Raw genomic sequence first — 23,934 nt, forward strand, 5'->3', positions numbered from 1 at the left:
GGTATGTAATTTCATCAATAACAGCCAAAGTATCTGTTTTTAAAAGAAGATGAAAAAACCACAATTCATCTTGCGCAAATAATCCGGGAACAAAATAAATTTCATTGGCGATGATAAAATCTCTTTTGATTAATTTATTCCATGATGAAGAAGGAAATCCGCCGTTGCTGTAAACAGAAAAAATTTCGAGCCTGTCGTTGTAATAATTTTTATCTGCAGTTGTCGGGAAACCGAAATCTTTAGTTGTATTATCAAACGTATTGATCCATCGGTTTTGCGCAATGGTAATTTGTGCATCCGTTTTCAAAGCACTATCGATAAGTAACTCTAAACAATCTGAAGTAATTTCGTCATCGCTGTCTAAAAAATAAATATATTTTCCTTTTGATGCTTTTATCCCTGTATTTCTTACCACCGAGAGACCTGAGTTTATTTCATGCTCAAGAATTTTAATGTCTAAATCTGCATTTTCTTTTATGAATTGCTGAACGATGGCTACACTTTCGTCAGGAGTACAGTCATTAACCAGAATAATTTCAAAGTTTTTATAGGTCTGATTTTTTACCGATTCCAAACATCGAAGTATATATTTTTCACATTTAAAAACGGGAATATTAATGCTGATTAAAGGCTGATTGGTGCTCATCAGATTGTTTTTGCTGTTAATTATTACAAAATTAAAAGAATAATTAATACTTTTGAGTAAAACATTTTAATGAAAAAGCTTTTAGGTATATGTTTTATAAAATTGAAAAATTTTGCAAACAGTTGCATGATTGCAAAACATCGTGATCTTTTTTTTACCCGCAAAAGCTCTGTTCATCATTCCTTTAAACTTGGTCCAAATAATACTTTTGATATTTCTGATTCCGCTGAATTCAGGTTTGGGGAAAACGTATTCATTAACCAGGCAAATTTTATTACCGTAAAGCCAAATGGCAAGCTCTCCATTGGAGACGGAACCTATATTACAAAGTCTACCATCTCGTGTCTTGGGGAAATTGAAATCGGGAAAAACTGCCTTTTTGGTGAAGGGGTAAAGATTTTTGATCATAATCATTATTATACAAAAGATCCTTTCTCTGTCTCAAAAACAGATTTCAATATCGGAAAAGTTAAAATAGGAAATAATGTATGGATCAGTGCGAATGTCGTTGTATTAAAAGATGTCACGATTGGAGACAATGTAATTCTGGGAGCCGGTTGTGTGATCCATAAAGACGTTCCTTCTAATTCGGTTGTGGTTAATAAGCAAGACCAGCAAATCATATCTTTATAGATTTAATTTATAAAAATAATTCAGCCTAAAATTATCTTCAATTCAATTTCATGGTAAAATTTTCGATTCTCATCGCGCATTATAATAATTACGATTATTTCACAGAATGTTACAACAGCATTCTTAAACAGACCTACCAGAATTTTGAGGTTGTAATTGTAGATGATTGCTCTGCCGCTGATTCTTACCAAAAGATTACTGAGCTTACAAAAGACAATAGCAAAGTAAAAATTTTCAGAAATGATGAAAACAAAGGGGTAGGATACACCAAAAGAAAATGCGCCGAAATGGCTTCCGGAGAAATCTGCGGATTTGTAGATCCTGATGATGCTATTGCCGAAAATGCACTGCAAATAAGCATAGAAAACCACAAGAAAGATAATGTTGCAACGTATTCAAAATTTTATTTGTGCGACAGCCTGCTAAAACCTGTACGTATTTTTCAGCATTCCCGTACTGTAAGAAACGGAAAGAAAGAGTTTTTCAATGTTTTTCTGGAAGCCAATCATTTTTTTACATTTAAAAAAGAAGCCTACGATAAAACCATTGGTATCAATCCGGAGCTTACATCTGCCGTCGATCAGGATTTATATCTGAAACTCTATGAAGTTGGAAAATTTCATTTTATAGATGCTCCGCTTTATTATTACCGTTTACATGAAAAAGGAGTTTCTCAGGAATCTTCGAAAAAAGAAAAGCTTAATCATAACTGGCATCAGGTAATTCTGGAAACCGCAAAACGTAGGAATATAGAATCTCTCTTTGGTAAAAAGATTGACCAGATACAAAACCTTCCTGAGTTTTTAAAAATAAAGCAAAACAATATTGTCACAAAAATCCTCAGAAAATTTATATAAACTAAAAAACCACAGCACAATCTGTGGTTTTTCTTTATTTTTTGATCTTTAATCTTTATTTCTATTCTTTAATAATAATTCCGGCAAACTTACCGTCAAACTCAACAATATGAGGTTTGCGATTATTTTGCTCGCAATAATCTTTGAATGCTGCATTATCTCCTACATCATCGCTCATAAAAACGCCTCCTTTTCTCAGCCTTTCCCATAAAATTTTATACGCCCACATTCTTCCGTCATAGGTTTTGTCGCTGTCGTAATGCACAACATCGAAAGTTTTGTTTTTTTCAAAAATTTTCGGCAGAGATTCTTTGTCTGCAAAACGGTAAAGATCCCAATTGTTTTTATAGTTTTCAGGAATTACACATCCTACAAAATCTTCACTCTGATTTTGAAGAATATAAGGCATATCTGAACTGTAAAGCGTTCCGTTTCTCGGAACTAATGATGCCAAAGCCGCAAAAGAAGACCATCCGTAAGCTACGCCTGTTTCGATAGAATTTTGAGATTTTGCAAATTCGTTGATGTAATAAATCACGCTTAAAGAACCTGCTCCTCCCATTTTCACAGGTGCTTTTTCCTGTGCCTGCAAAGCATTTTTGTATTGTTGAGGAAAAAGCTCTTCAAAAGAAACAAAGTTTATTTTTAAAATATTTTCTATAAAATCTTTCTCAGAAAAAGCGATGCTTTTGCACCATTTTTCGGCTTCTTCTTTACCTCGCAAACCAGATGAGCGATTGAATAAATTTTTCCAAATTTTACGTCTTAATTCAGGATACAGATCCGGTCGCTTAAGATAGGCTACAAATGTGGTTGCGATTTCTGAAACTTTACTCATACAGTTATGTTTAAGGAGTAAAAATACAAAAGAATTGCTCAAACAGTCTTATATTTGTTTCTTTAAGGATTAATTTTTTTTAAAGAAATCACAAATGCCTCAAAAAATAAAAGTTTTGTTCCGCCATCGTTCCATGGAAATGGGAGGTGTTGAAAGGGTTATTCTTGATCTTTTGGAAAACCTTCCAAGAGAACAGTTTGACATTACCTTTTTCCTAACACTCGATCAGGGACAGCTTAGAAGAAGTATTCCTAAAGATATTGAACTTATTACTCTTCAAAAGGGAAGAGAAGATATGAGCAGCAATAAACTCGTAAGAACTTTACAGCTCATTAAAAGAAATATAATTCTAGCATTTTACAGAAATAATCCGAAAATATTATACCGTAAGATCATTAAAAAAGATTTTGATCTTGAAATTGCACCAACGTATTCTGAATTTGAAAACATTCTTTCAAGTCCTTTAAAATCAAGAAAGATCGCATGGTTTCATACTGATGTAAGCTATGATCCTAACGAGAAAAGAGTTTTAAGCAGAATCAATGCGCTTAAAAAATTTGACTGGGTGATTTTTGGTTCTAAACAGACAAGAGATATTATTAAAGATTTGTATCAGATAGAATATCCTAAAAGTTGTGTCATTTACAATGCCATAAAAATTGATGAAGTAAAAGTAAAAGCTTTAGAATTTCCTGTGCATTACGATACCAATCCTGTGTTTTCATCGATGGGGAGATTACACAGCCGCAAAAACTACCACACCTTGATGAAGGTGCACAAAAAGCTTTTAGACGAAGGTTTAAAACACAGCATTGCAGTAATCGGCGGCGGTTCTGAAATGGAAAATTTAAAAAAGCAGGCAAAAAATCTTGGCGTTGAAAGTACATTTCTTTTACTGGATAGTCAGATAAATCCTTATCCTTACATCAAAAATTCTGATTATTTTGTTTTACCTTCAGAATCTGAATCTTATCCTTTAACGATAGGCGAAGTGATGGGATTAAATATTCCTGTCATCAGTACAAATGTTGGCGGAATTCCTGAAATGATTGAGCATAATTTTGACGGCTATCTTGTAGAACCAGACGAGAATTCTATTTATGAGGGAATGAAATTATTCCTTACCAATAAAGAGATTACCGAGAAATTTAAAGAAAACATGATCAACTCTGTAAAGAAATTTGATAATGAAAAAATTTACGACCAGGTTACTTCTGTTTTCCGGAAACAATATGAGCTGAAAGGATGAAAAAACCGTTAGTTACCATTCTTACACCCACGTATAACCGGGCGCATACTTTACCAAGGGTTTTTGAATCTTTACAGAATCAGACTTTTAAAGATTTTGAATGGCTCGTCATCGATGATGGTTCTACCGATAAAACGAAAGAACTCGTTGAAGAATTTCAGAAAAATTCTGATTTTAAAATTCGATATTATTATCAGGAGAATCAACATAAATTTTTAACTTTTTTCCGCGGAATTGATCTTGCGGAAGGCAAATATTTTTCACCTTTAGATTCTGATGATGCATTGCCGAAAGATTCTATGGAAATTCTTGTCAGTACATGGGAACAGATTAATAACGATCAAAATATTGTGTTTGTATCAACGCTTTGCGAAGACCAGTCCGGAAATATTGTAGGTGATCATTTCCCTGAACCTCCCTTTATCTGTACGATTTTTGATATGCGATATAAGTATAAAATAAAAGGGGATAAATGGGGAATGGGAAAAACAGAGATTTACAAAAAAATGAAGCTGAATTTTGAAAATCTTTCCGGAAAAGGCTTTATTCCTGAAGGCGTTTTCCAGTTTCAGTTTGATAAGCTTGGCTTTCATTACTGCATCAATAAAGTGACGAGAATTTATTTCCGGGACAAAGAAGATGAGCAGTCGCTTGCCAATCAGTTTTATGACAAAAAAAACGCATTCGGTCTTGCCGAAAATTACAAAGCATTCCTGAATACTTACAGTTCAAAAATATGGAGCAATCCTGTTCCGGTGATTAGAAATATTGGTGGTTACATTAAATTTTCATCAGCAGACAAAAGAACTTTCAAAAAAACGATTTCTGAGCTGAATTCTTTACCCGTTAAAATAATTACAGCACTGGTCTACCCTTTTTCAAAATTAATTTAAGATAAAAAATCTAGAATATAAATTAAAATAAATGTCTCAAAAAAAGAAAATCCTCATCCGCATTGGTTCGCTTCGTCACGGTGGCGCAGAAAAAGTGCTGATTACTTTTCTAAAAAATCTTCCGCAGGATCAATATGAGATCGATTTGCTTTTAAATTTATATTCCGGGAAATATTTGGGCGAAGTTCCCGGCTGGATCAATATCATTTACCTCAATAAAGGAGAAATGATTACCACCAACAGAATTCAGGATATTCCGGAGAAGGCAGCGCGAGTTATTTATCAGAATGCATTGAAAAAATTCCCGAATCTTCTTTATAAAAGAAAATTAAAAGGAAAAAAATACGACATCGAATTTGCCGCCATTCACGGAATGCGGGATGAAATCCTGAATTCACCGCTAAAATCTTCAAAAAAAATAGTCTGGATTCACAATGACCTTGCGGAAGTAAAAGAATATACAGAAGCTGAGATTAAAAAATTCTTTGGGTTTGATAAAATCATGGTTATTTCAGAAAAAATAAAAAAACTTTTCCTTGATTTAGCTGAAAATGAAATTGAGAAACAGAAGATCTGTAAAATCTACAATCCTTTAGATACAGAAGAAATTTTATCTAAAGCAGAACAATCCATCGATAATTATAAGTTTGATCCAAATGTTCCAACTTTTATTTCTGTAGGAACCGTGTTTCCGCAAAAAGGTTTTGACAGGCTTCTGAAAGTTCACAAAAAACTTTTGGAAGAAGGTTTTAAACACAAAATCCTGATTGTTGGTGATGGGTATGATTTTGAAAACATCAAAAAGTTAAAAACTGAACTGAATGTTGATGATACTGCAACAATGATGGGGTTTACAGATAATCCTTATCCATATTTCAAAAATGCAGATTTTTATATTTTAAGTTCAAGATATGAAGGTTTCCCGACCGTTTTGTTTGAGGCAATTACTTTAAAAAAGAAAATTATTGCAACAGAAGTTTCGGGAGTAAGAGAAATGCTGAATGATGGTGAATTGGGCTTAATTGTGGAAAATTCTGAAGATGGAATCTATTCGGGAATGAAAAAAGCATTGACGAAACCTGAAGATTTTGAAAAATATACCGAGAAGCTGAAAGATTACGAGATGCCTTTCAATCTTGAAAACTCTGTGCAGAAAATCGTTTCGATTCTTGACAGCATGTAGATTTCTTTTATTTTTTCTTTACGACCATTTAGATTTTTTTAAATTTGTTACATGGCAGATCACTCTACTCTACAGAAAGATTTCTACCGGGAAAGCGGAAAATGGCTTTCTACTTTTAAAATTTTGGCCAAATGTGTCAATCCGAATCTGCATTTTATTTATGTTTTAAGAAAAACCCAGAAGTATAACAAAACCCCTGTTTTAAGACTTTATTGGAGGTTTGTTTTAAGACATTTCCAAATTAAATATGGTTTCCAGATCTACCCTGAAACCCAGATCGGAGAAGGCTTTTACCTGGGACATTGGGGAAGCCTCGTTATCAACTCGAAAACCAAAATAGGAAAGAACTGCAATATTGCCCAAGGTGTAACGATCGGTCAGCAAAACCGGGGTAAAAACGAAGGCTACCCTGTAATTGGCGATGAAGTTTGGATCGGACCGAATGCAGTAATTGTAGGTAAAATAAATATTGGTAATAATGTTTTGATTGCTCCGAATGCGTTTGTAAATTTTGATGTTCCCGACAATAGCGTTGTTTCCGGGAATCCTGCAAAAATTTATCCTAATGAAAATGCAACCGAAGGATATATCAATAACAAGGTCTAGACCTGAATTTTATCATATTTTTAAGTGTATTAAACTTTGTTAAAAATGGTTGATAATTCTACAAAATTAATATTTTTGCATAATTATCGATTCAATCTATTGAATTTAAAAATAATTTAAACGAAATAAATAATTATACTTTTAAAAATTTAATTAATGAAAAATTCGTACGAAGTTATTTTTGAGAACAACAGAAAATGGGTAGAATCTAAAGTTGCAGACAACCCCAACTTCTTTGAGGATCTTGCAAAAACTCAGAATCCTGAATACCTTTACATAGGATGTTCAGACAGCAGAGCGACAGCAGAAGAACTTATGGGAGCAAAACCGGGAGAAGTTTTTGTCCACAGAAACATTGCTAATGTTGTAAATACTTTAGACATGAGCTCCGCCGCGGTTATACAATACGCAGTAGAGCATCTGAAGGTAAAACACATTATTGTTTGCGGACATTACAACTGCGGCGGTGTAAAAGCAGCGATGACGCCTCAGGATTTGGGACTTTTGAATCCCTGGCTGAGAAATATTCGTGATGTTTACAGGCTGCATCAGGCAGAACTGGATTCTATCGAAGATGAGAGTGAGCGTTACGACAGGCTTGTAGAACTCAATGTTCAGGAGCAGTGCATCAACGTGATCAAAATGGCCTGTGTACAGGAAAGATATATCTTAGAAGAATATCCTATTGTTCACGGCTGGGTTTTTGACCTGAGAACTGGTAAAATTATCGATCTTAAAATAGATTTTGAGGAAATCTTAAAAGACATTCAGAAGATTTATAATCTTACAGGTTCAGACTGGGTTATGAGCAGAAAGACGAAATAATCTTTCTTTAAAAAATTGAGTGAATGAAATTCTGGAGTATCATTACATTACTGTTTATCTTAAACTTCACAGCTTTGCCAAGCATTGCTGCAATTTGCGGCTGGGAAATACAGACAACGAATGTAATTGTAAACGAAGAAGAAACACACTCTCATTATTCATCATTTACGGTGTATGAAAAGACTTTACCCAAGACTTTAAGCGTACATGATTTTCTAAAGTTTTTCGAGCATGATCTCGAGCGCAGATCTTTCGTGCTGATTGATGATTCCTGTCATCTGTCGCCATTTCTTACCATATTTTCACCACCTCCGGAAGCTTAGTTGAAATAGATCAGCAAATATTCATATCAGGTTTGATGTTGAATAGATGCCTTTTTTAAGTTAATTTCAATTTTTATCGCTGATGATTTTAGTTAAAAACTTTAATTAAGATCAATCGGTTACACTAAGTATTTTTCGCTGTCATGAAAAAATCAAATTCATTATTTGGAGGAATTAAGGAGAATTTCCCTTCAGGCCTCGTTGTATTTTTAGTAGCGCTCCCGCTTTGTTTAGGGATTGCTTTAGCATCCGGTGCACCACCATTATCCGGTATTATTGCCGGTATTGTAGGAGGATTGGTCGTAGGAGCCATCAGTAATTCAAATATTTCGGTTTCGGGACCAGCTGCAGGTCTTACCGCAATCGTTTTAACTGCTATTACAGATCTTGGCGCTTTCGAGCTATTCCTTTGCGCAGGTATTATTGCCGGATTGATACAGTTGGTTTTAGGTTTCATAAGAGCAGGAAGCATATCCAATTATTTTCCGAATAATGTAATTGAGGGAATGCTTGCTGCCATCGGAATTATTATTATCATCAAACAAATTCCACATGCGTTGGGATTTGATAAAGATTATGAAGGAAATGAAACACTATTTTCCAACGGAATCAATTTCAACTATTTCGGTGAATTAATGGGAGCAATACATCCGGGAGCAGTAATCGTTACATTAGTTTCCGTAGGATTACTTTTGTCTTGGGATAAAATTCCTTTTTTAAAAAGAATGAAAATGTTACCCGGCGCATTAGTTGCGGTTGTTGTCGGAATTTTACTGAATGAATTATTCAAATTATCAGGAAGTTCTTTGGCAATCGGGAAAGAACACTTGGTTTCTTTACCTGTTCCTCAAAGTCTTGATGATTTTAAAAACCTGATAACGCTTCCCGATTTTAACGGTTTCACAAACCCAAAAGTATGGATTGTAGGAGCAACCATTGCCATTGTGGCTTCTATTGAAACCTTACTTTGTATTGAAGCTTCAGACCGATTGGATGTTCAGAGAAGAATCACCGATACCAATTTAGAATTAAAAGCTCAGGGAATAGGAAACTTAATCAGTTCATTTATCGGCGGGTTGCCCATGACATCGGTAGTTGTAAGAAGTTCGGCAAACGCCAACGCAGGAGCAACGTCGAAGGTTTCGGCTATGATTCACGGGTTTTTACTATTGATTTGTGTACTGAGCATTCCTTTTGTTTTAAACTTGATTCCTTTATCCACTCTTGCTGCTGTTTTACTTCTGGTAGGATATAAACTGGCAAAACCGGCTACATTCAAACATTTCTGGCATTTAGGAAAATTCCAGTTTATCCCGTTTGTGGCGACTGTAGTGGCGATTGTAGCTACAGATTTATTAAAAGGTGTTGGAATTGGTTTGGCAATCTCGGTTTTCTATATTTTGCAGGGAAATATGAAGCGTGCTTATTATTTAAGCAGAGAAAGGCTAAAAGATGCTGATGGTATTACGATAAAATTGGCAGAAGAAGTATCTTTCCTGAATAAAGCTGCTATTAAAAAGACATTGAAAAACATTAAACCAAACTCTACGGTAACGATTGATGCGAGAGGAACATCATATATTGCAACTGATGTACTGGAAATGATTCAGGATTTTTCTAACATCAGAGCAAAAGAAGAAGACATTAATGTGGAACTATTAGGCTTCAAAACTTCGTACAGAGACTACGAAACCGATRAAGATTCTCACATCGTCATTACCCACAGAAGAGCAATGTAAGCTCAAAAAATATTTTTTTTAACTTTAATAATTCAAAAAATAAATAAATTATATGAAAGCACATACATCAGAAACCCAGTCTACGATTACTCCCGAAAAGGCATTAAACTTTTTGAAGGAAGGGAACCAAAGATTTGTAAACAATCTAAAGGCAAACAGAGATCTTTTGGAGCAGGTAAATGCTACGCGTGAAGGACAGTGGCCTTTTGCAGTGGTTTTGAGCTGTATAGACAGCCGTACTTCTGCAGAATTAATCTTTGATCAAGGACTAGGTGATGTTTTCAGTATCAGAATAGCCGGAAATTTTGTTAACCAGGATATTTTAGGATCGATGGAATTTGGCTGTAATGTTGCCGGTTCTAAATTGGTTGTCGTTTTAGGTCACACAAAATGTGGCGCTCTAAAAGGCGGACTTGATGCCGCTAAAATCGAAGGAATGGGAATGGATAACCTGAACCATCTGATCGGTCATTTCGATCCGATCATTAAAACGATCATAAAGGATGATGAAGAGCGTTCTTCAGCTAACGCAGATCTTCTTGAAAGACTAAATCAGCATAACGTACTGAATGCGATTGAAGAGATCCGTAAGCAAAGCTCGACTTTAAAAAAGCTTGAAGATGAAGGAAAAATTAAAATCGTTGGTGCAAACTATGACGTTGAAACAGGCGTTGTAACCTGGCTATAATAAAAATTTCTCTTTGATTAATAATTCGGGCGGAAGCTTTGCTTCCGCCCGAATCTGTTTTTATTTCCCGTTAAAAGCAGACATGGTATTGTTAATTCCTGCAAAAACAAAAGACAGGCAAGCTTTTGAAAATTTTTCTATTCTTTCAGGGAGCTTTTCGCTTTCTTCCTCATTCCACGTTCCCAGAACATAATCGACCTGTCTTCCTTCAGAAAACTCGGCAGAAATACCGAAGCGGAGCCTTGCATAATTTTGGGTCTGCAATACTTCCTGAATATTTTTAAGTCCGTTGTGACCTGCATCAGAACCTTTCATTTTCATTCTTAAAGTTCCGAAAGGCAAAGCCAGATCATCGGTAATAATCATCACATTTTCTAAAGGAATATTTTCTTTCTGCATCCAGTATTTTACGGCGTTTCCGGAAAGATTCATATAAGTATCGGGTTTTAAAACCAATACTTTTCTTCCTTTATATTTACCTTCTGCCATCCAACCGAAATTGGTGGTATTGAATGATGTTTCTAAAGTTTCAGCAATTTTTTCAGCAACTTTAAAACCTATATTGTGACGTGTATTTTCGTATTCCGGACCTTTATTTCCAAGACCGACAATTAAATATTTCATGAGAAATTTTTTGCAAAATTAAGGGTTATAAAATAAAAAACTCAACCCGGGAAAGGATTGAGCTTAAATATTTTTTAAAATTTTATAATTACAAAGGCTTGTAGAAATAATTAATTCCGAAACCTTGCGTCATATAAGTCTGCGGATCGTACTTATAGTTGGTAGAAACTACAATTGGTGTAGGAACCGGCTGCGTCATATCTGTAACAGCTGCTCTTTTAGGACTGTTTGGCGACAATATCAAACTTCTGTCGTCATTAATGTTGGTAGAAATAAGTACCGAAACTTTATATTCGAACGGCAATAAAGTATATCCGCTGATAAAAGAATCGTAGCTGCTAAAATCAAACTTATAGTTTTGTACAGCAGGCTCAAAAACATTTCCTGTCAATTTACCTACTTCTTTAGTTACCGAAGAAACATTATCTCCCAAATAGCTGTATGCAGCTTTAGTATAATCTGTGTAAATAAAAGGAGTAACATCATCACCTTTTTTCATTACAATAGAAGCAAGCTTTGATGTTGTAGCGCTGTAAGTTAAATTATAGATTGCTTTTGTTTTTGCAAAAACAGCATATGGACCCGGTGTTGTAGAAGGAGGAACCGGAGCCGCTCTTCTGAATACCGTTCTGTTTTCAGAAATCAAAGTCAATTTACCCAGGTTACCGTAAGTATATTGCTGAGTATAAGAAACACTGTCAGTATCTATTGTACCATCGCTATCTAAATCTAAAAAACCATTAAATGTTACTTTGCTGATTTTATCACCACTCCATTCTACATTGGTGATAGAAGCTTTTTCTGTAATTACTCTTGAAAGAAGCAAACCATTATATTCATACTGTGCAATCAGCCCAAAATCAGTAACCTCTCTGGATAAAGCTCTCGGACCGTTCAAACCTGTATTGTCATTCAAATCCAAAAGTGGATTTCCCTCTTCGTCAGTCAGATCTTTACAAGAATGTATTGAAGAAAAACCTGCTATTAGCAAAATAAAATAGAAAAGTCTTTTCATTATGTAATGGAATTATTTATTTTTCCACAAATATAATTTTTTTTTGTATAAAAATCATATTTTAATTAATATTCTAACAAAACTAACAACAAAAAACTCATTATAAAGCCTTATAAACATACTTCTGGGTTTGCGTCTGATCTGAAACCGGATAATCCTGTGTATCATAAAGATACGTATAAGCTCCAGGAATTACCGGAGCCGGAGCCGGATATACAATATTGAAACTGGTAAGATTATTGGCTGATAAACTCGAAAAATTATTAGGATGCAGTAAGCTCCACATTACAAAAAATGTTTTAGGTAACGTATTATAAGGGTTTATTTTAGTGTCGTAAGAAGAAAAATTATAGGTATAACTCATCACGGTAGACATATCCGGAACTCCCGCTGCATTTGTAATACCGTTTTCTGTCACAAGTTTTGTTATATTATCTCCTGTGTTGGTTAAATTATAATTGATAAAATGAGTGTAAGTAGAACCTACCTTTTTCTTTTCAACAATCTTCGTCATTTTTCCAGAGCCATCGTACGTATAAGTATATTCGCTGTTGAAATTGGGCATAGTTCCCAACATTGTTTCACAAGTTGTATAATTGATTTTCCCGCCGGAATCATAAGTAATATTGTAGTCATACGACAAGCTATTTGCAGGAACAGTACCGTTGACTTCCTGTGCAAACTTCACTCTTGTGATTTTTCCTGAAGTATAAGTAGCCGTTCCTACCAGGAAAGAATTTGGCCCGCTCGCTTCTTTGAATATTGCTTTTTCTAAAACATTTCCGGTAGTTACAAATTCCTGATTGGTAACATTGTTTATCACAATTTTATGTAAAATTCGAGGCCCGGTAATTGATGGAGTGCTTCCTCCGCCGCTTCCTCCCGGATTATTGGGATTATTGAGTGTGTTATTAATTGGATCTGCAGTTGTGTTATCGCATGAAAACATGAAACCAAGAAGTAAAACGGTGAAACCTTTGAATAAATTTCTAGTCATAAATTATATAGTTATTAGATCCGCAAATATAAATTATTTTCAACACTAAAGGATTTATTTTAAAGAAATAAAAAAAAGACCTAAAAAAAATTTAGATCTTTTATAAATTAAGAAACGATAAATTAAATTCCCAAAATAGATTTCAGCAAAACATTTACCTCATCCACGTTTTTCACCTTATCTTTTCGCATCATCAGGTTGTTTCCATCTTTGCCGACTTTTTCTTTTAACTGAGCCTGCGCAGGATTTTGCGTTAAATAAGAAATAATATGCCTGAATTTATCGGTCTGGTAAAATTTATCCTGCGGATTTCCCGGAAAATATCCTAAGAAAATTCCGTTTTTCATCACAATTTTTTCGAAACCAATTTCGGCAGCGAGCCACTTCAGAGCAACACTTTTCAGTAAATTAACAGCTTCACTTGGCAGATTTCCAAAACGGTCTTTCAGCTCAGATTCAAATTTCTGAAGGTCTTTTTCATTATCAATTTCAGCTAATTTTTGATAAAGCAATAATCTTTCTTCGGTACTCGAAACATAAGAATCCGGAAGCATTAGTTCCAGATCAGTATCGATATTCACTTCTTTTACAGACTTGAATAATTTCTGACGGTCTTCTTCGTTCTCAAAAAGATTTTCAAAATTTTCATCATCTTTTAGTTCTTCCAAAGCTTCCTGCATTAGTTTTTGGTAGGTTTCAAAGCCCATTTCATTGATAAATCCGCTTTGTTCACCGCCTAACAAATCTCCTGCCCCACGAATTTCCAAATCTTTCATCGCAATCTGGAAGCCACTTCCCAAGTCTGAAAACTGCTCAATTGCTTCCAGCCTTTTTCTGGCATCGGTTGTCATCAGATCAAAAGGCGGCGTAATCAAGTAACAGAATGCTTTCCTGTTGCTTCGCCCAACTCTTCCTCTCATCTGGTGAAGATCAGCCATTCCGAAACGTTGCGCATCATTAATGAAAATCGTATTCGCATTCGGTACATCTACTCCACTTTCTACGATTGTGGTGGAAACCAGAACATCATATTTTCCTTCCATAAAATCCAGAACATTTTGCTCAAGCTGCTTTCCGTCCATTTGTCCGTGTCCGGTAATCACTCTTGCATCAGGAACCAGTCTTTGGATCAAACCGGCAATATCTTTCAGATTTTCAATTCTGTTGTTGATAAAATAAACCTGTCCGTCACGCTGCAATTCATAAGAAACCGCATCACGGATGATCTCCTCATCAAAACCTACAAGCTGGGTTTCTACAGGCTGTCTGTTTGGCGGCGGCGTTTTTATAACCGACAAGTCTCTTGCAGCCATCAAAGAAAACTGTAATGTTCTCGGAATGGGTGTTGCCGTTAAAGTTAAGGTATCAATATTTGTTTTTAAAGTTTTGAGCTTATCTTTTACGGCAACTCCAAATTTATGTTCTTCATCAATAATCAATAAACCTAAATCTTTAAATTTAATTTTATCTGAAGCCAGCTGATGCGTTCCGATCACGATATCTACTTTCCCGGTTTTTAGACCATCAATGGTTTCATTTTTCTGTTTTGCCGTTCTGAAACGGTTTAAGTAAGAAATATTTACCGGAAAATCTTTCAATCGGTCTCTGAAACTTCTATAATGCTGAAACGCCAGAATCGTAGTCGGAACCAAAACCGCAACCTGCTTTCCGTCTGTCGCAGCTTTAAAAGCAGCACGAATTGCCACTTCAGTTTTACCAAAACCAACATCTCCGCAAACAAGTCTGTCCATCACCGTTTCGGCTTCCATATCGGTTTTTACATCAATTGTAGCTTTTTCCTGATCGGGCGTATCTTCATACACGAAACTTGCTTCAAGCTCATTTTGCAAGTAAGAATCTGGTGTAAAAGAAAAACCTTTGGCCGTTTTTCTTTCGGCGTATAATTTAATAAGGTCAAAAGCAATCTGCTTTACTTTGGCTTTGGTTTTCTGCTTTAAAGATTTCCAGGCAGGAGAACCCAGTTTGCTCAAAACAATTTCTTTTCCGTCGGGGCCGTTGTATTTTGAAATTTTATGAAGCGAATGAATGCTTACATATAATAAATCGCCATTTTTATAAGTCAGTTTAAAACATTCCTGAATTTTTCCGTCGTTGTTTACTTTTACCAATCCCATAAATTTTCCGATCCCGTGATCAATATGGGCAATGTAATCGCCTACTTTCAGAGACATTAAATCTTTCAGCGTTAACTGTTCAGATTTCGCAAACGTATTTTTGGCTTTATATCTTTGGTAACGGTCAAAAATCTGGTGATCTGTATAAACCATAATTTTATGATCGGGATCTACGAAACCTTCATGCAGCTCAGATTTAAAACTTTTAAAAGCCAGCTGATGACCGAGTTCATCAAAAATAGATTCAAGTCTTTCTTTTTGTTTTTCGGTAGAAAAAGACACCCAGATATCAAAACCTTCTTCTTTTTTTTCCTGTAAATCTTCGATCAGCAACTGAAAATTTTTATGAAATGAAGGTTGTGCCGTCTGATTTAATTTTACCTCAACAGATTTAATACTTTCAATTCCTACGCTACTGAAATCGATGGTTTTGAATTTTTTATAATCGAAAATAAATTCTTCATTCGAAATAAATAATTCCTGTGGGGTTCTGTGTGCAATATCTTTGCTTAAACCGTCGTATTTTTCTAAAGATTTTTCATAAAATGCCCTCAGTTTCTGCAAACCGACAATTCCGTTTTTGGAAATAATAAAACTTTCATCAGGCAAAATTTCAAGAAAAGAAACTCTTGAACCCGAAACCGAAAAATTCATGTTAGAAACCAATTGGAATCCGTCAACTTTATCGACAGAAAGCTGGGTTTCGATATCAAAGGTTTTAATATTTTCCACCTCGTTTCCAAAGAAAGTTATACGGTAAGGCTTTTCGTTTGAGTAAGAAAAAACATCAACGATTCCACCACGAACCGAAAATTCGCCCGGCTCTGAAACAAAATCGGTCTGGTGAAACTGGTAATGATTCAATAATTCATCCACAAAATCAAAATCGAGCTGATCTCCGGTTTTTATATTGTGAGAAATAGCTTTAAAATCTTCTTTCTTCAAAACTTTTTCAGACAATGCTCCGATGTAAGCGACAATAACTTTCGGTGATTTTTCTGAATTCATTTTATTTAAAACCTCTGTACGCAACACGAGATTGGCATTCTGGGTTTTCTCTACCTGATAAGGTTCCATATGAGTTGCGGGAAAATAAAGTACGTTTTCTTTTCCCAGCAAATCTTCCATTTCGCTGTTTGCATATAATGCTTCTTCTTTATCATCAATAAGAAAAAGCACTGTTTTTTTGTGAGTAAGATAGAGCTCGGCGGTAAAAACCGATGCTGAAGAACCTGCACTTCCTCTTACAGAAAGGTGTGACTGAGTATGGATTTTTGAGAGAATTTCTTTTCCAAATTCTTTTATAAGCAGATTGGGAAGGAATTTTTCGCTGATATTTTTTAACTGCATAGATAATGTAGGTGTAAACGACAAAATCGATTTCGGGGCTTTCCGAAACCGTTATTATTGTCTAACAAAGATACACAAATTGAAAGACAATTGATTTGAATTAAAATAAATACTACTCATAATATTTTCCGTACAAGTTTTAAAAAAAGTTAAAGTTTTTAATCATTTTGCTCGCGGCACAATCTTTGAAAATTGAAACTACATAAACCAAAAAATAAAATATTATGAAAAATGTATTCAAAATTCTAGGAGTCTTTGTGCTTCTTTTTACCGCTTTCTCACTTTCGTCGTGTAGAGATGACGACGATCCGGCTGACAACGATTTCTTTGCTGGAACTTATAAAGGGAGCATCGGTTATACTGACGGTGGATCTAATAATATCTCAACTGACAACGGAGAAGTTTTCGTAACAAAAATAGCAAGCGGAACCAAATATAACTTCAGATTTTCAAACGGAATCCCAGATCTTAACGGATTGGAATTTGAAAAACAAGGTGATAATACTTTAGTATCGGTAAATTCTACTGCGCTTGTTTACGTAAGAATTGACAATAATGACCTAAATATACTTTATACACAAGACGGTAAAACATGGACTGCAGACTGTACAAGGTAATATAATAACTATTCATTCATATGTTGCCCGTTTCCAAAATTGGAGGCGGGTTTTTTATTTTTAATTTAATTAAGAGCCTGTTTAAATTTTATTCAATAAATTTTTTATAGTTTTTTCTTAATTTTCTAAATTAAAATAAACTCTGTTTATTCTTAAATTTAACATTAAGAATTTTAGTGAGTTAAGTTTATTCTGATTAAGGAATCAATAAATTGATTCTTATTAAGTTTTTTAAGCTAAAGGGCTTAATTCCTTAATGGTAAAAATAAATTATAAATTTAAACAGGCTCTAAATAAAAGTTTAGTTAAGATTAAATAAAAATAATTTTTCAATCAGTTTTTTCTTACATTTACTGTACTAAAAATCAAGCAAATGAAAAAAATTATTACAGCAATGACCATTGTATTGGGATTGGGATTTGCTTCTGCACAACAGGCAGCTCCTGCAAAAACAGCCGCAAAAACAACTACCACAAAAACAGTAAAATCTGTAAAAGCCACGGAAGCCAAAATGGCAAAACCCGCACAGAAACTTAAAAAAGACGGAACTCCCGATAAGCGTTACAAAGAAAATAAAAAGCTGAAAAAAGACGGAACACCCGACAAAAGATTTAAAGAAAACAAGTAAAAAACAACGAAAAGTTGTCATTTCATAATCAAATTTCAATAAGCCGATGCCTAGATCATCGGTTTTTTATTTGAATTGAAAAATATATCTCCTGAAATTCTGTACTTATTTATAAATTTGAGCCATGTTAAACTTTCTAAAGAAAAACGCAGCGTTGATTTGGGCAAAAAGACATGTTCAAAAAGCAGAAGAATTCAAGAAAAATGCTGAAAAAAATCAGGAAAAATTACTACTGTCGCTTGTAGAAACCGCTAAAAAAACGCTTTTCGGAAGAACATATGATTTTGAAAACATCAAGTCTGTAAAAGATTTTCAGGAAAAAGTCCCGGTTGCCGATTATGAAAACCTGAAACCTTACATCGAAAAAGTAAAACGCGGACAGCGTGATATTTTATGGATTGAAACTCCTGAATATTTTGCAAAAACTTCCGGCACAACTTCCGGCTCAAAATACATCCCGATTTCTAAAGAAGGAATGCCTTTTCAGGTGAAAGGAGCTCAGAGTGCGCTTTTCCATTATATTGCCAAGAGAAACAATGCTGATTTCGTAGGCGGAAAAATGATTTTTTTGCAGGGAAGTCCTGAACTGGAAGAAGTTTTCGGCGTAAAAACCGGCAGGCTTTCAGGAATCGTGGCGCATCACATCCCAAATTATCTTCAGAAAAACCGCTTACCAAGCTGGGAAACCAACATGATGGAAGACTGGGAAGCCAAAGTAGATAAAATCGTTGAGGAAACCGAAAGAGAAAACATGACCTTGATTTCGGGGATTCCGCCGTGGCTGATCATGTATTTTGAAAAACTTATCGAGAAAAACGGTAAAAAAATTAAACAGATTTTTCCAAATCTTCAGCTCATCGTTACAGGCGGCGTAAATTACGAGCCTTACCGCGATAAAATGGAAGAACTTTTAGGCGGAAAAGTAGATATTGTACAGACATTTCCAGCTTCGGAAGGTTTTTTTGCGTTTCAGGATGATTATACCAAAGAAGGCTTGCTTCTTTTAACTAATCACGGGATTTTTTATGAATTTATCCCTCTGGAACAGTACGGAAAACCGGATGCGCAAAGATTAACTTTAAAAGATATTGAACTCAATAAAGATTATGCTTTAATTTTAACAACCAATTCAGGTTTGTGGGCATATTCGATTGGTGATGTTGTACGCTTTATTGATAAAAATCCGCACAGAATTCTTGTAAGCGGGAGAACGAAACATTTCACCTCTGCTTTTGGTGAACACGTCATTGCTTTTGAAGTGGAAGAAGCGATAAAAGCCACAGTAGAAAAATTTCCTGCGCAGATTACAGAGTTTCATTTAGCTCCGGAAGTAAATCCGGAAGAAGGATTACCTTATCACGAATGGTTTATCGAGTTTGAAAAAGAGCCTGAAAATTTAGATGTATTTAAAAATGAGCTGGATGATCAGCTCAGAAAACGTAATAGTTATTATGATGATTTGATTTCCGGAAATATTTTGCAGAAACTTCATATTTCTAAGCTTCAGAAAAATGCATTTCAGGAATATGCAAAATCTGAAGGGAAACTGGGCGGACAAAATAAAATCCCAAGATTGGCAAACGACAGAAAAATTGCAGATTTACTGAAAATTTATAAAAAATAAAACCACCATAAAATCACTTTCTATGAAAAAAATCTTAGCTCTTTTAGTAATGATGTCAATTGCATCCTGCTCTTCATTAAAATACAGCGCTACAAAGAATTCTGACAATTATAAAAATATAAAAGCAGGAAATAAATATACTTTTCACCAGACAGACGGAAGCAAAACTCCTATGACGATTACTTCCATTGCTAAAGACAGCATCATCGGAACCAGAAAAAAAGAAAGAATTTCTATTGCCAAAAACAATATTACAGAAATAAGAAAAGACAGAACTGCAGTTGCTGTGGTTGCCACAGCCGGAGGAATTGCTGCCGCGGCTGTAATTGTTGTAGGTATAAAAAATGCGACCGACGATATAGAAGATGTTGCAACAGCAATTGGAAGCGGTTTAAATTAGGTAGCATAAAATGATCTTTCAAATACAAAATTTCGTCATTTATGATCTTAATATTACAAAAAATATGAGATTTTCTTTTTTAATGAAAACGTATATTCAAAAAAAATTATAAATTTGAAAAACTAAAAAATTGTAATGAAAGCATCTGTACTTTTAAAATCATCATTATTAACGTCTTTATTTGTAATCTCATCTTGTGCAACGACAAAGTACAGCGAAGATATTGCACAGAATAACTACTCAAACCTTGAAGCCGGAAAAATCTACATCGTTACACACAAAGACGGCACTAAAAAACAGAAAATCTTATTCCGTAACATCGATGGAGACAACATTATTGGTACAGCAGGAAAAAAAGACAGTACAGAAGTAATCATTCCTAAATCTAATATTGCTGCCGTAAAAGACCGATCAAAAGCAAGAGTTGTAGGAGGTGCTGTTGTAATAGGCGCTGCAGGTGCTGCTGCGATTGTTATCAGCTCGCTGAGAGCAGACTAAAATAGACATTATCTTTCAGAAGGTATTTTTTTTATCTTTTGAAAACCTAAAATATCAATAGCCTTAAATGAATATTTAGGGCTATTTTTGCGGAATGATTTCTTTATTGCCGCTCAAAACATTACAAAATGTTGAATTCAGGAATCTTCTTACCGGGAGATTTTTTATTGTTTTAGCTTTCAGAATGCTCGCTACTTTACTCGGATGGTGGGTTTATCAATTAACCAAAGATCCTTTTTCTATCGGACTTATCGGATTATCTGAGGTAATTCCCGCGGTAAGCTGCGCTTTGTACGCCGGTCACGTTATTGATATGAACGAAAAGAAAAGACTACTGCTGATTTGCAATTATGTGTACGTTTTTCTGATCAGCTTACTGTTGATACCGGCATTTCTTGATGTGGAACTGCATTTTACGGGTCACGAAATCACTTATTATATTTACGGTGTTATATTTTTTACGGGAATTGCAAGAGCTTTTATCGGGCCGATTGTTCCGTCGATGATTCCTAAGATCGTAAAAAAAGTAAATCTCCCGAATGCAATTACTTTAAACCAGGCAACATTTTTGATTTCTTCGGTTTGCGGTCATGCTGCAGGAGGATTTCTTATCGGTTTTTTTGGAGTGAAATGGACTTTAATCGTTATTATTTCACTTTTATTGGTTGCTTCGATTTTTTTCTGGCAGCTAAAGCAACAGTTTTCTGAGCACAAAAAAGAAGAAATCAAAGTCATGGAAAGTATGCGCGAAGGGGTTGCTTATATTTTTAAAACCAAAGAAATTCTGGGGGCTCTTTGCCTCGATATGTTTGCCGTACTTTTTGGAGGTGCGGTAGCGATGATTCCTGTTTTTGCAACAGATATTTTAAAATCGGGAGCAGAAGGTTTCGGGTTACTTAATGCTGCTTCAGATATTGGCTCGATGATCATTATTACGACACTGTCTTTGGTTCCTTTAAGAAGAAATCAGGGTAAAATTTTATTGGCGGTTGTAGCAGGATTCGGGTTGTGCATTATCGGTTTCGGATTGTCGCATTATTACTGGCTTTCTTTTATTTTCCTAGTTTTAAGCGGTATGTTGGATGGTATTTCTGTTGTCATCCGCGGAACGATTGTACAGCTGAAAACTCCGGATCACATCAGGGGAAGAGTTTTGAGCGCCAACTCTATATTCATCATGTCCAGCAATGAAATGGGACAGTTTGAGAGCGGGTTGATGGCTAAACTTTTAGGAGTAGTGCGATCAGTAATTTTTGGAGGAAGCATGACGGTATTAATTGCATTAATTGTAGGAAGTACCAATCATAAATTGAGAAAAATGCAATATTAATTACATTTAATCGTTATCCTATGATATCCGACAAAAATTTAATATAAGATTAATAATTTATTTATATTTGTATGAACAAATTTTTCGAAAAATGAAAAAAACTCTACTTATTTTTTTAATGATTATCTCTCAGATGATTTTCGCACAATCCGATTGCCCGACGGCGATCACAGTATGCGGAAACTCGGGGATATCATACACCCCATCAGGACCCGGAAATATCCTGGAAGATTTAGGAGGCTGCCTAACTGATGACGAAAATTTTTCAGTTTGGTATACTTTCACAATTGCTACCGCAGGTACACTTACATTCACTATTGATCCGAATGTATTTGCCGACGATTACGATTTTGGAGTTTATGGTCCTAATAAACCTTGTGGTAGTTTAGGTCCTCCTATAAGATGTAATTTTTCCGGATTAGATGGTCCCACAGGTTTATCACTTACAGTAACACATCCCGCCGTAAATGCGCAATGGAGTGGTTTTATGAACGTGCTTCCCGGAGAAACTTATTATCTGGTGGTTGATAATTACTCAAATAGTCCGAACGGATTTTCTTTAAACTGGGGTGGAACTGCAACATTGGCGTCACCATTTAATGATCCTTCTTTAATTACAAATCCTTTTATAGCTCCAGGATTGCCAAATGCAAACCCGAACGAGCCTAATGAAGTAGTCGCTTGTTCTCCGACGTTTGATTTCAGCACATTGAGCAACGGGATAATCAACGGAAATACTAATTTTCAAGTATCGTATTACCTAAATACCAACGATCTTTTATCAGGAAACGCTCCGATATTGGGTTCAATTCCGGTAAACACTACAGATACCTATTATTACAGCATTTCCTATACTGACCCTACAAATCCTGCTAACCCCATCAACAAATGTAAACAGACCGGAGAATTTAAATTCAGGGACGGATCAATAGTCGCAACTGATGTAACACTCACCGGCTGTAACAATAACAATGCAGGAACCGCAGTATATGATCTGACCACGGCAAACGTAATCAATGATCCTACTGTCACAAAGAAATATTACCCTTCACTTTCTGATCTTAATAACGGAACCAGCGAAATTACAAACCCTTATCAATATGTATCGGCAACAGGATCTGTTTTTGTGTTGGTTACTTCACAATTCGGATGTACAGATGTAGCAGAAATCAGGCTCAACTTTTTCCCTGAGATTATCGTTACAGAAGCTACTTTGAGAGCTTGCTCCATTGAAGAAAATCCATCAACAGGATTATTTAATCTTACTGTTGCGACTGTTAACGGACAAGCAAACATGACCAAGAAGTACTATCCTTCAATGACTGATGCTGTAAATCAAACCAACGAAATATTAACTCCTATTACACATATCGCTCCTACAGGATATGCATATGTGAGAGTTTCTAATGCTAATGGTTGTTTCAATGTAGCAAAAGTAAATTTGGTTGTTATCCCACCTGTTTATTCAACAGTATTGGTTGATAAAATTATCTGTGCAGAAGACAAAACAACTTTAGATGCAGGACCAGGATTTGACGGTTACGAATGGAGCACCGGCGCAACTACACAAACCATTACCAATGTAGGCGTAGGCACATATTGGGTAAAACTAAGAACCGGCGACTGTACTGTAAAACAAAATGTAAAAGTTTACGCTTCAGAGCAGCCTGTTATTTCAGACGTTGAAATTTCAAACAATACAATTACGGTACACGTTATTGGCGGGATGCCACCTTATCAATACTCAATTGATGATATAAACTGGCAAGACTCTAATGTTTTCAGCAATTTAACACGAGGGGATTACACTGTTTACGTTAAAGACAGCTACAATTGTGTTCCTATTGAGGTAACTGTTGTTGTACCAAACATTACAAACGTTATTACTCCAAACGGAGATGGTATGAATGATGTGATTGATTACTCTGCACTAGCCGGAAAGCAAAACCTAGTCTTCAGTATTTTTGACAGATACGGAGCAAAAATTTATCAGGCAGACAAAAGTAACGGATATAAGTGGGATGGCACAAATGCAGGCAAGAAAGCACCTACAGGAAATTACTGGTACTCGATAACATGGAACGAAAATAACAAACAAAGTACCCCAATTAAATTCTCTGGATGGATATTATTGAAAAACAGGGAATAAAATAAAAATAAAACCAAAAAATCCGCCTTATAAGCGGATTTTTCAATTTTAAATAATATATCTCATAATTAATTTAATTTTTGTTAA

At 35.2% G+C, this 23,934-nt stretch carries 23 protein-coding genes; 17 read left to right on the forward strand and 6 right to left on the reverse strand.

Going from position 1 to position 23,934, the window contains the following annotated elements; translation table 11 throughout:
* Positions 1-646: glycosyltransferase family 2 protein (locus AB4Y90_RS00925; protein ID WP_441555303.1), on the reverse strand; the 646-nt coding region annotated here is incomplete at its 3' end.
* Positions 647-772: 126 nt separating this feature from the next.
* Between AB4Y90_RS00925 and AB4Y90_RS00930 the strand changes: the two genes are divergently transcribed.
* Positions 773-1,279 (forward strand): acyltransferase, encoded by a 507-nt coding sequence (locus tag AB4Y90_RS00930; RefSeq protein WP_441555304.1) that lies wholly within the window; start codon positions 773-775, stop codon positions 1,277-1,279.
* Between the two features lie 50 nt (positions 1,280-1,329).
* On the forward strand, positions 1,330-2,136 hold the full coding sequence (locus AB4Y90_RS00935; RefSeq protein ID WP_441555305.1) for a glycosyltransferase family 2 protein: 807 nt from the start codon (positions 1,330-1,332) through the stop codon (positions 2,134-2,136).
* A 61-nt stretch (positions 2,137-2,197) separates the two neighbouring features.
* Here the strand turns inward: AB4Y90_RS00935 and AB4Y90_RS00940 are convergent, their stop codons facing one another.
* A complete protein-coding gene (locus tag AB4Y90_RS00940) occupies positions 2,198-2,974 on the reverse strand; it encodes a class I SAM-dependent methyltransferase (protein ID WP_441555307.1) in 777 nt (258 codons plus the stop codon).
* A gap of 94 nt (positions 2,975-3,068) precedes the next feature.
* Between AB4Y90_RS00940 and AB4Y90_RS00945 the strand changes: the two genes are divergently transcribed.
* The 8 genes from AB4Y90_RS00945 (at position 3,069) to AB4Y90_RS00980 (ending at position 10,480) form a co-directional block, all read left to right on the forward strand.
* On the forward strand, positions 3,069-4,223 hold the full coding sequence (locus AB4Y90_RS00945; RefSeq protein ID WP_441555309.1) for a glycosyltransferase: 1,155 nt from the start codon (positions 3,069-3,071) through the stop codon (positions 4,221-4,223).
* Complete coding sequence (locus AB4Y90_RS00950) at positions 4,220-5,116, forward strand: glycosyltransferase family A protein (protein ID WP_441555310.1); 897 nt, start codon at positions 4,220-4,222, stop codon at positions 5,114-5,116. Before AB4Y90_RS00945 ends, AB4Y90_RS00950 begins: the two co-directional genes overlap by 4 nt.
* Positions 5,117-5,147: 31 nt before the next feature.
* Positions 5,148-6,299 (forward strand): glycosyltransferase, encoded by a 1,152-nt coding sequence (locus AB4Y90_RS00955; protein ID WP_441555312.1) that lies wholly within the window; start codon positions 5,148-5,150, stop codon positions 6,297-6,299.
* Positions 6,300-6,350: 51 nt separating this feature from the next.
* Positions 6,351-6,905, forward strand: a complete 555-nt coding sequence (locus AB4Y90_RS00960) for a serine O-acetyltransferase (RefSeq protein WP_441555314.1) — start codon at positions 6,351-6,353, stop codon at positions 6,903-6,905.
* Between the two features lie 156 nt (positions 6,906-7,061).
* Positions 7,062-7,730, forward strand: a complete 669-nt coding sequence (locus tag AB4Y90_RS00965) for a carbonic anhydrase (RefSeq protein WP_441555315.1) — start codon at positions 7,062-7,064, stop codon at positions 7,728-7,730.
* A gap of 23 nt (positions 7,731-7,753) precedes the next feature.
* Positions 7,754-8,053, forward strand: a complete 300-nt coding sequence (locus AB4Y90_RS00970; protein WP_441555317.1) for a hypothetical protein — start codon at positions 7,754-7,756, stop codon at positions 8,051-8,053.
* 143 nt (positions 8,054-8,196) lie between these two features.
* A complete protein-coding gene (locus AB4Y90_RS00975) occupies positions 8,197-9,792 on the forward strand; it encodes a SulP family inorganic anion transporter (protein WP_441555318.1) in 1,596 nt (531 codons plus the stop codon).
* Positions 9,793-9,844: 52 nt separating this feature from the next.
* The gene (locus AB4Y90_RS00980) at positions 9,845-10,480 is read left to right on the forward strand and encodes a carbonic anhydrase (protein ID WP_441555319.1); all 636 of its coding nucleotides are present in this window, start codon (positions 9,845-9,847) and stop codon (positions 10,478-10,480) included.
* 60 nt (positions 10,481-10,540) lie between these two features.
* Here AB4Y90_RS00980 and pth read toward each other — a convergent pair whose 3' ends face one another.
* The 4 genes from pth to mfd form a co-directional block, all read right to left on the reverse strand.
* Entirely contained in the window at positions 10,541-11,104 is a 564-nt protein-coding gene (gene pth / locus AB4Y90_RS00985; protein ID WP_441555320.1) for an aminoacyl-tRNA hydrolase, read from the reverse strand.
* An 88-nt stretch (positions 11,105-11,192) separates the two neighbouring features.
* Positions 11,193-12,119: a hypothetical protein gene (locus AB4Y90_RS00990; RefSeq protein ID WP_441555321.1), complete on the reverse strand. Its 927-nt coding sequence runs from the start codon at positions 12,117-12,119 to the stop codon at positions 11,193-11,195.
* A gap of 100 nt (positions 12,120-12,219) precedes the next feature.
* Positions 12,220-13,116 (reverse strand): hypothetical protein, encoded by an 897-nt coding sequence (locus tag AB4Y90_RS00995; RefSeq protein WP_441555322.1) that lies wholly within the window; start codon positions 13,114-13,116, stop codon positions 12,220-12,222.
* 122 nt (positions 13,117-13,238) lie between these two features.
* A complete protein-coding gene (gene mfd, locus AB4Y90_RS01000; protein WP_441555323.1) occupies positions 13,239-16,601 on the reverse strand; it encodes a transcription-repair coupling factor in 3,363 nt (1,120 codons plus the stop codon).
* A gap of 224 nt (positions 16,602-16,825) precedes the next feature.
* Between mfd and AB4Y90_RS01005 the strand changes: the two genes are divergently transcribed.
* From AB4Y90_RS01005 to AB4Y90_RS01035, 7 genes are all read left to right on the forward strand, one after another.
* Positions 16,826-17,218 carry a hypothetical protein gene (locus AB4Y90_RS01005; protein WP_441555324.1) on the forward strand — a complete coding sequence of 131 codons (393 nt, stop codon included), beginning with the start codon at positions 16,826-16,828 and terminating at the stop codon, positions 17,216-17,218.
* Between the two features lie 373 nt (positions 17,219-17,591).
* Positions 17,592-17,846: a hypothetical protein gene (locus tag AB4Y90_RS01010; protein WP_441555326.1), complete on the forward strand. Its 255-nt coding sequence runs from the start codon at positions 17,592-17,594 to the stop codon at positions 17,844-17,846.
* Between the two features lie 124 nt (positions 17,847-17,970).
* Entirely contained in the window at positions 17,971-19,470 is a 1,500-nt protein-coding gene (locus tag AB4Y90_RS01015) for a GH3 auxin-responsive promoter family protein (protein ID WP_441555327.1), read from the forward strand.
* Between the two features lie 22 nt (positions 19,471-19,492).
* Positions 19,493-19,870, forward strand: coding sequence for a hypothetical protein (locus AB4Y90_RS01020; RefSeq protein ID WP_441555328.1), 378 nt, complete (start codon positions 19,493-19,495; stop codon positions 19,868-19,870).
* 135 nt (positions 19,871-20,005) lie between these two features.
* Positions 20,006-20,368 (forward strand): hypothetical protein, encoded by a 363-nt coding sequence (locus tag AB4Y90_RS01025; RefSeq protein ID WP_441555329.1) that lies wholly within the window; start codon positions 20,006-20,008, stop codon positions 20,366-20,368.
* Positions 20,369-20,462: 94 nt separating this feature from the next.
* Entirely contained in the window at positions 20,463-21,698 is a 1,236-nt protein-coding gene (locus tag AB4Y90_RS01030) for an MFS transporter (RefSeq protein ID WP_441555330.1), read from the forward strand.
* Positions 21,699-21,789: 91 nt separating this feature from the next.
* A complete protein-coding gene (locus AB4Y90_RS01035) occupies positions 21,790-23,847 on the forward strand; it encodes a T9SS type B sorting domain-containing protein (RefSeq protein ID WP_441555331.1) in 2,058 nt (685 codons plus the stop codon).
* Positions 23,848-23,934 lie beyond the last annotated feature (87 nt).

This window comes from Chryseobacterium sp. 2TAF14 (genome assembly GCF_052115105.1).
Taxonomy (GTDB): Bacteria; Bacteroidota; Bacteroidia; order Flavobacteriales; family Weeksellaceae; genus Chryseobacterium.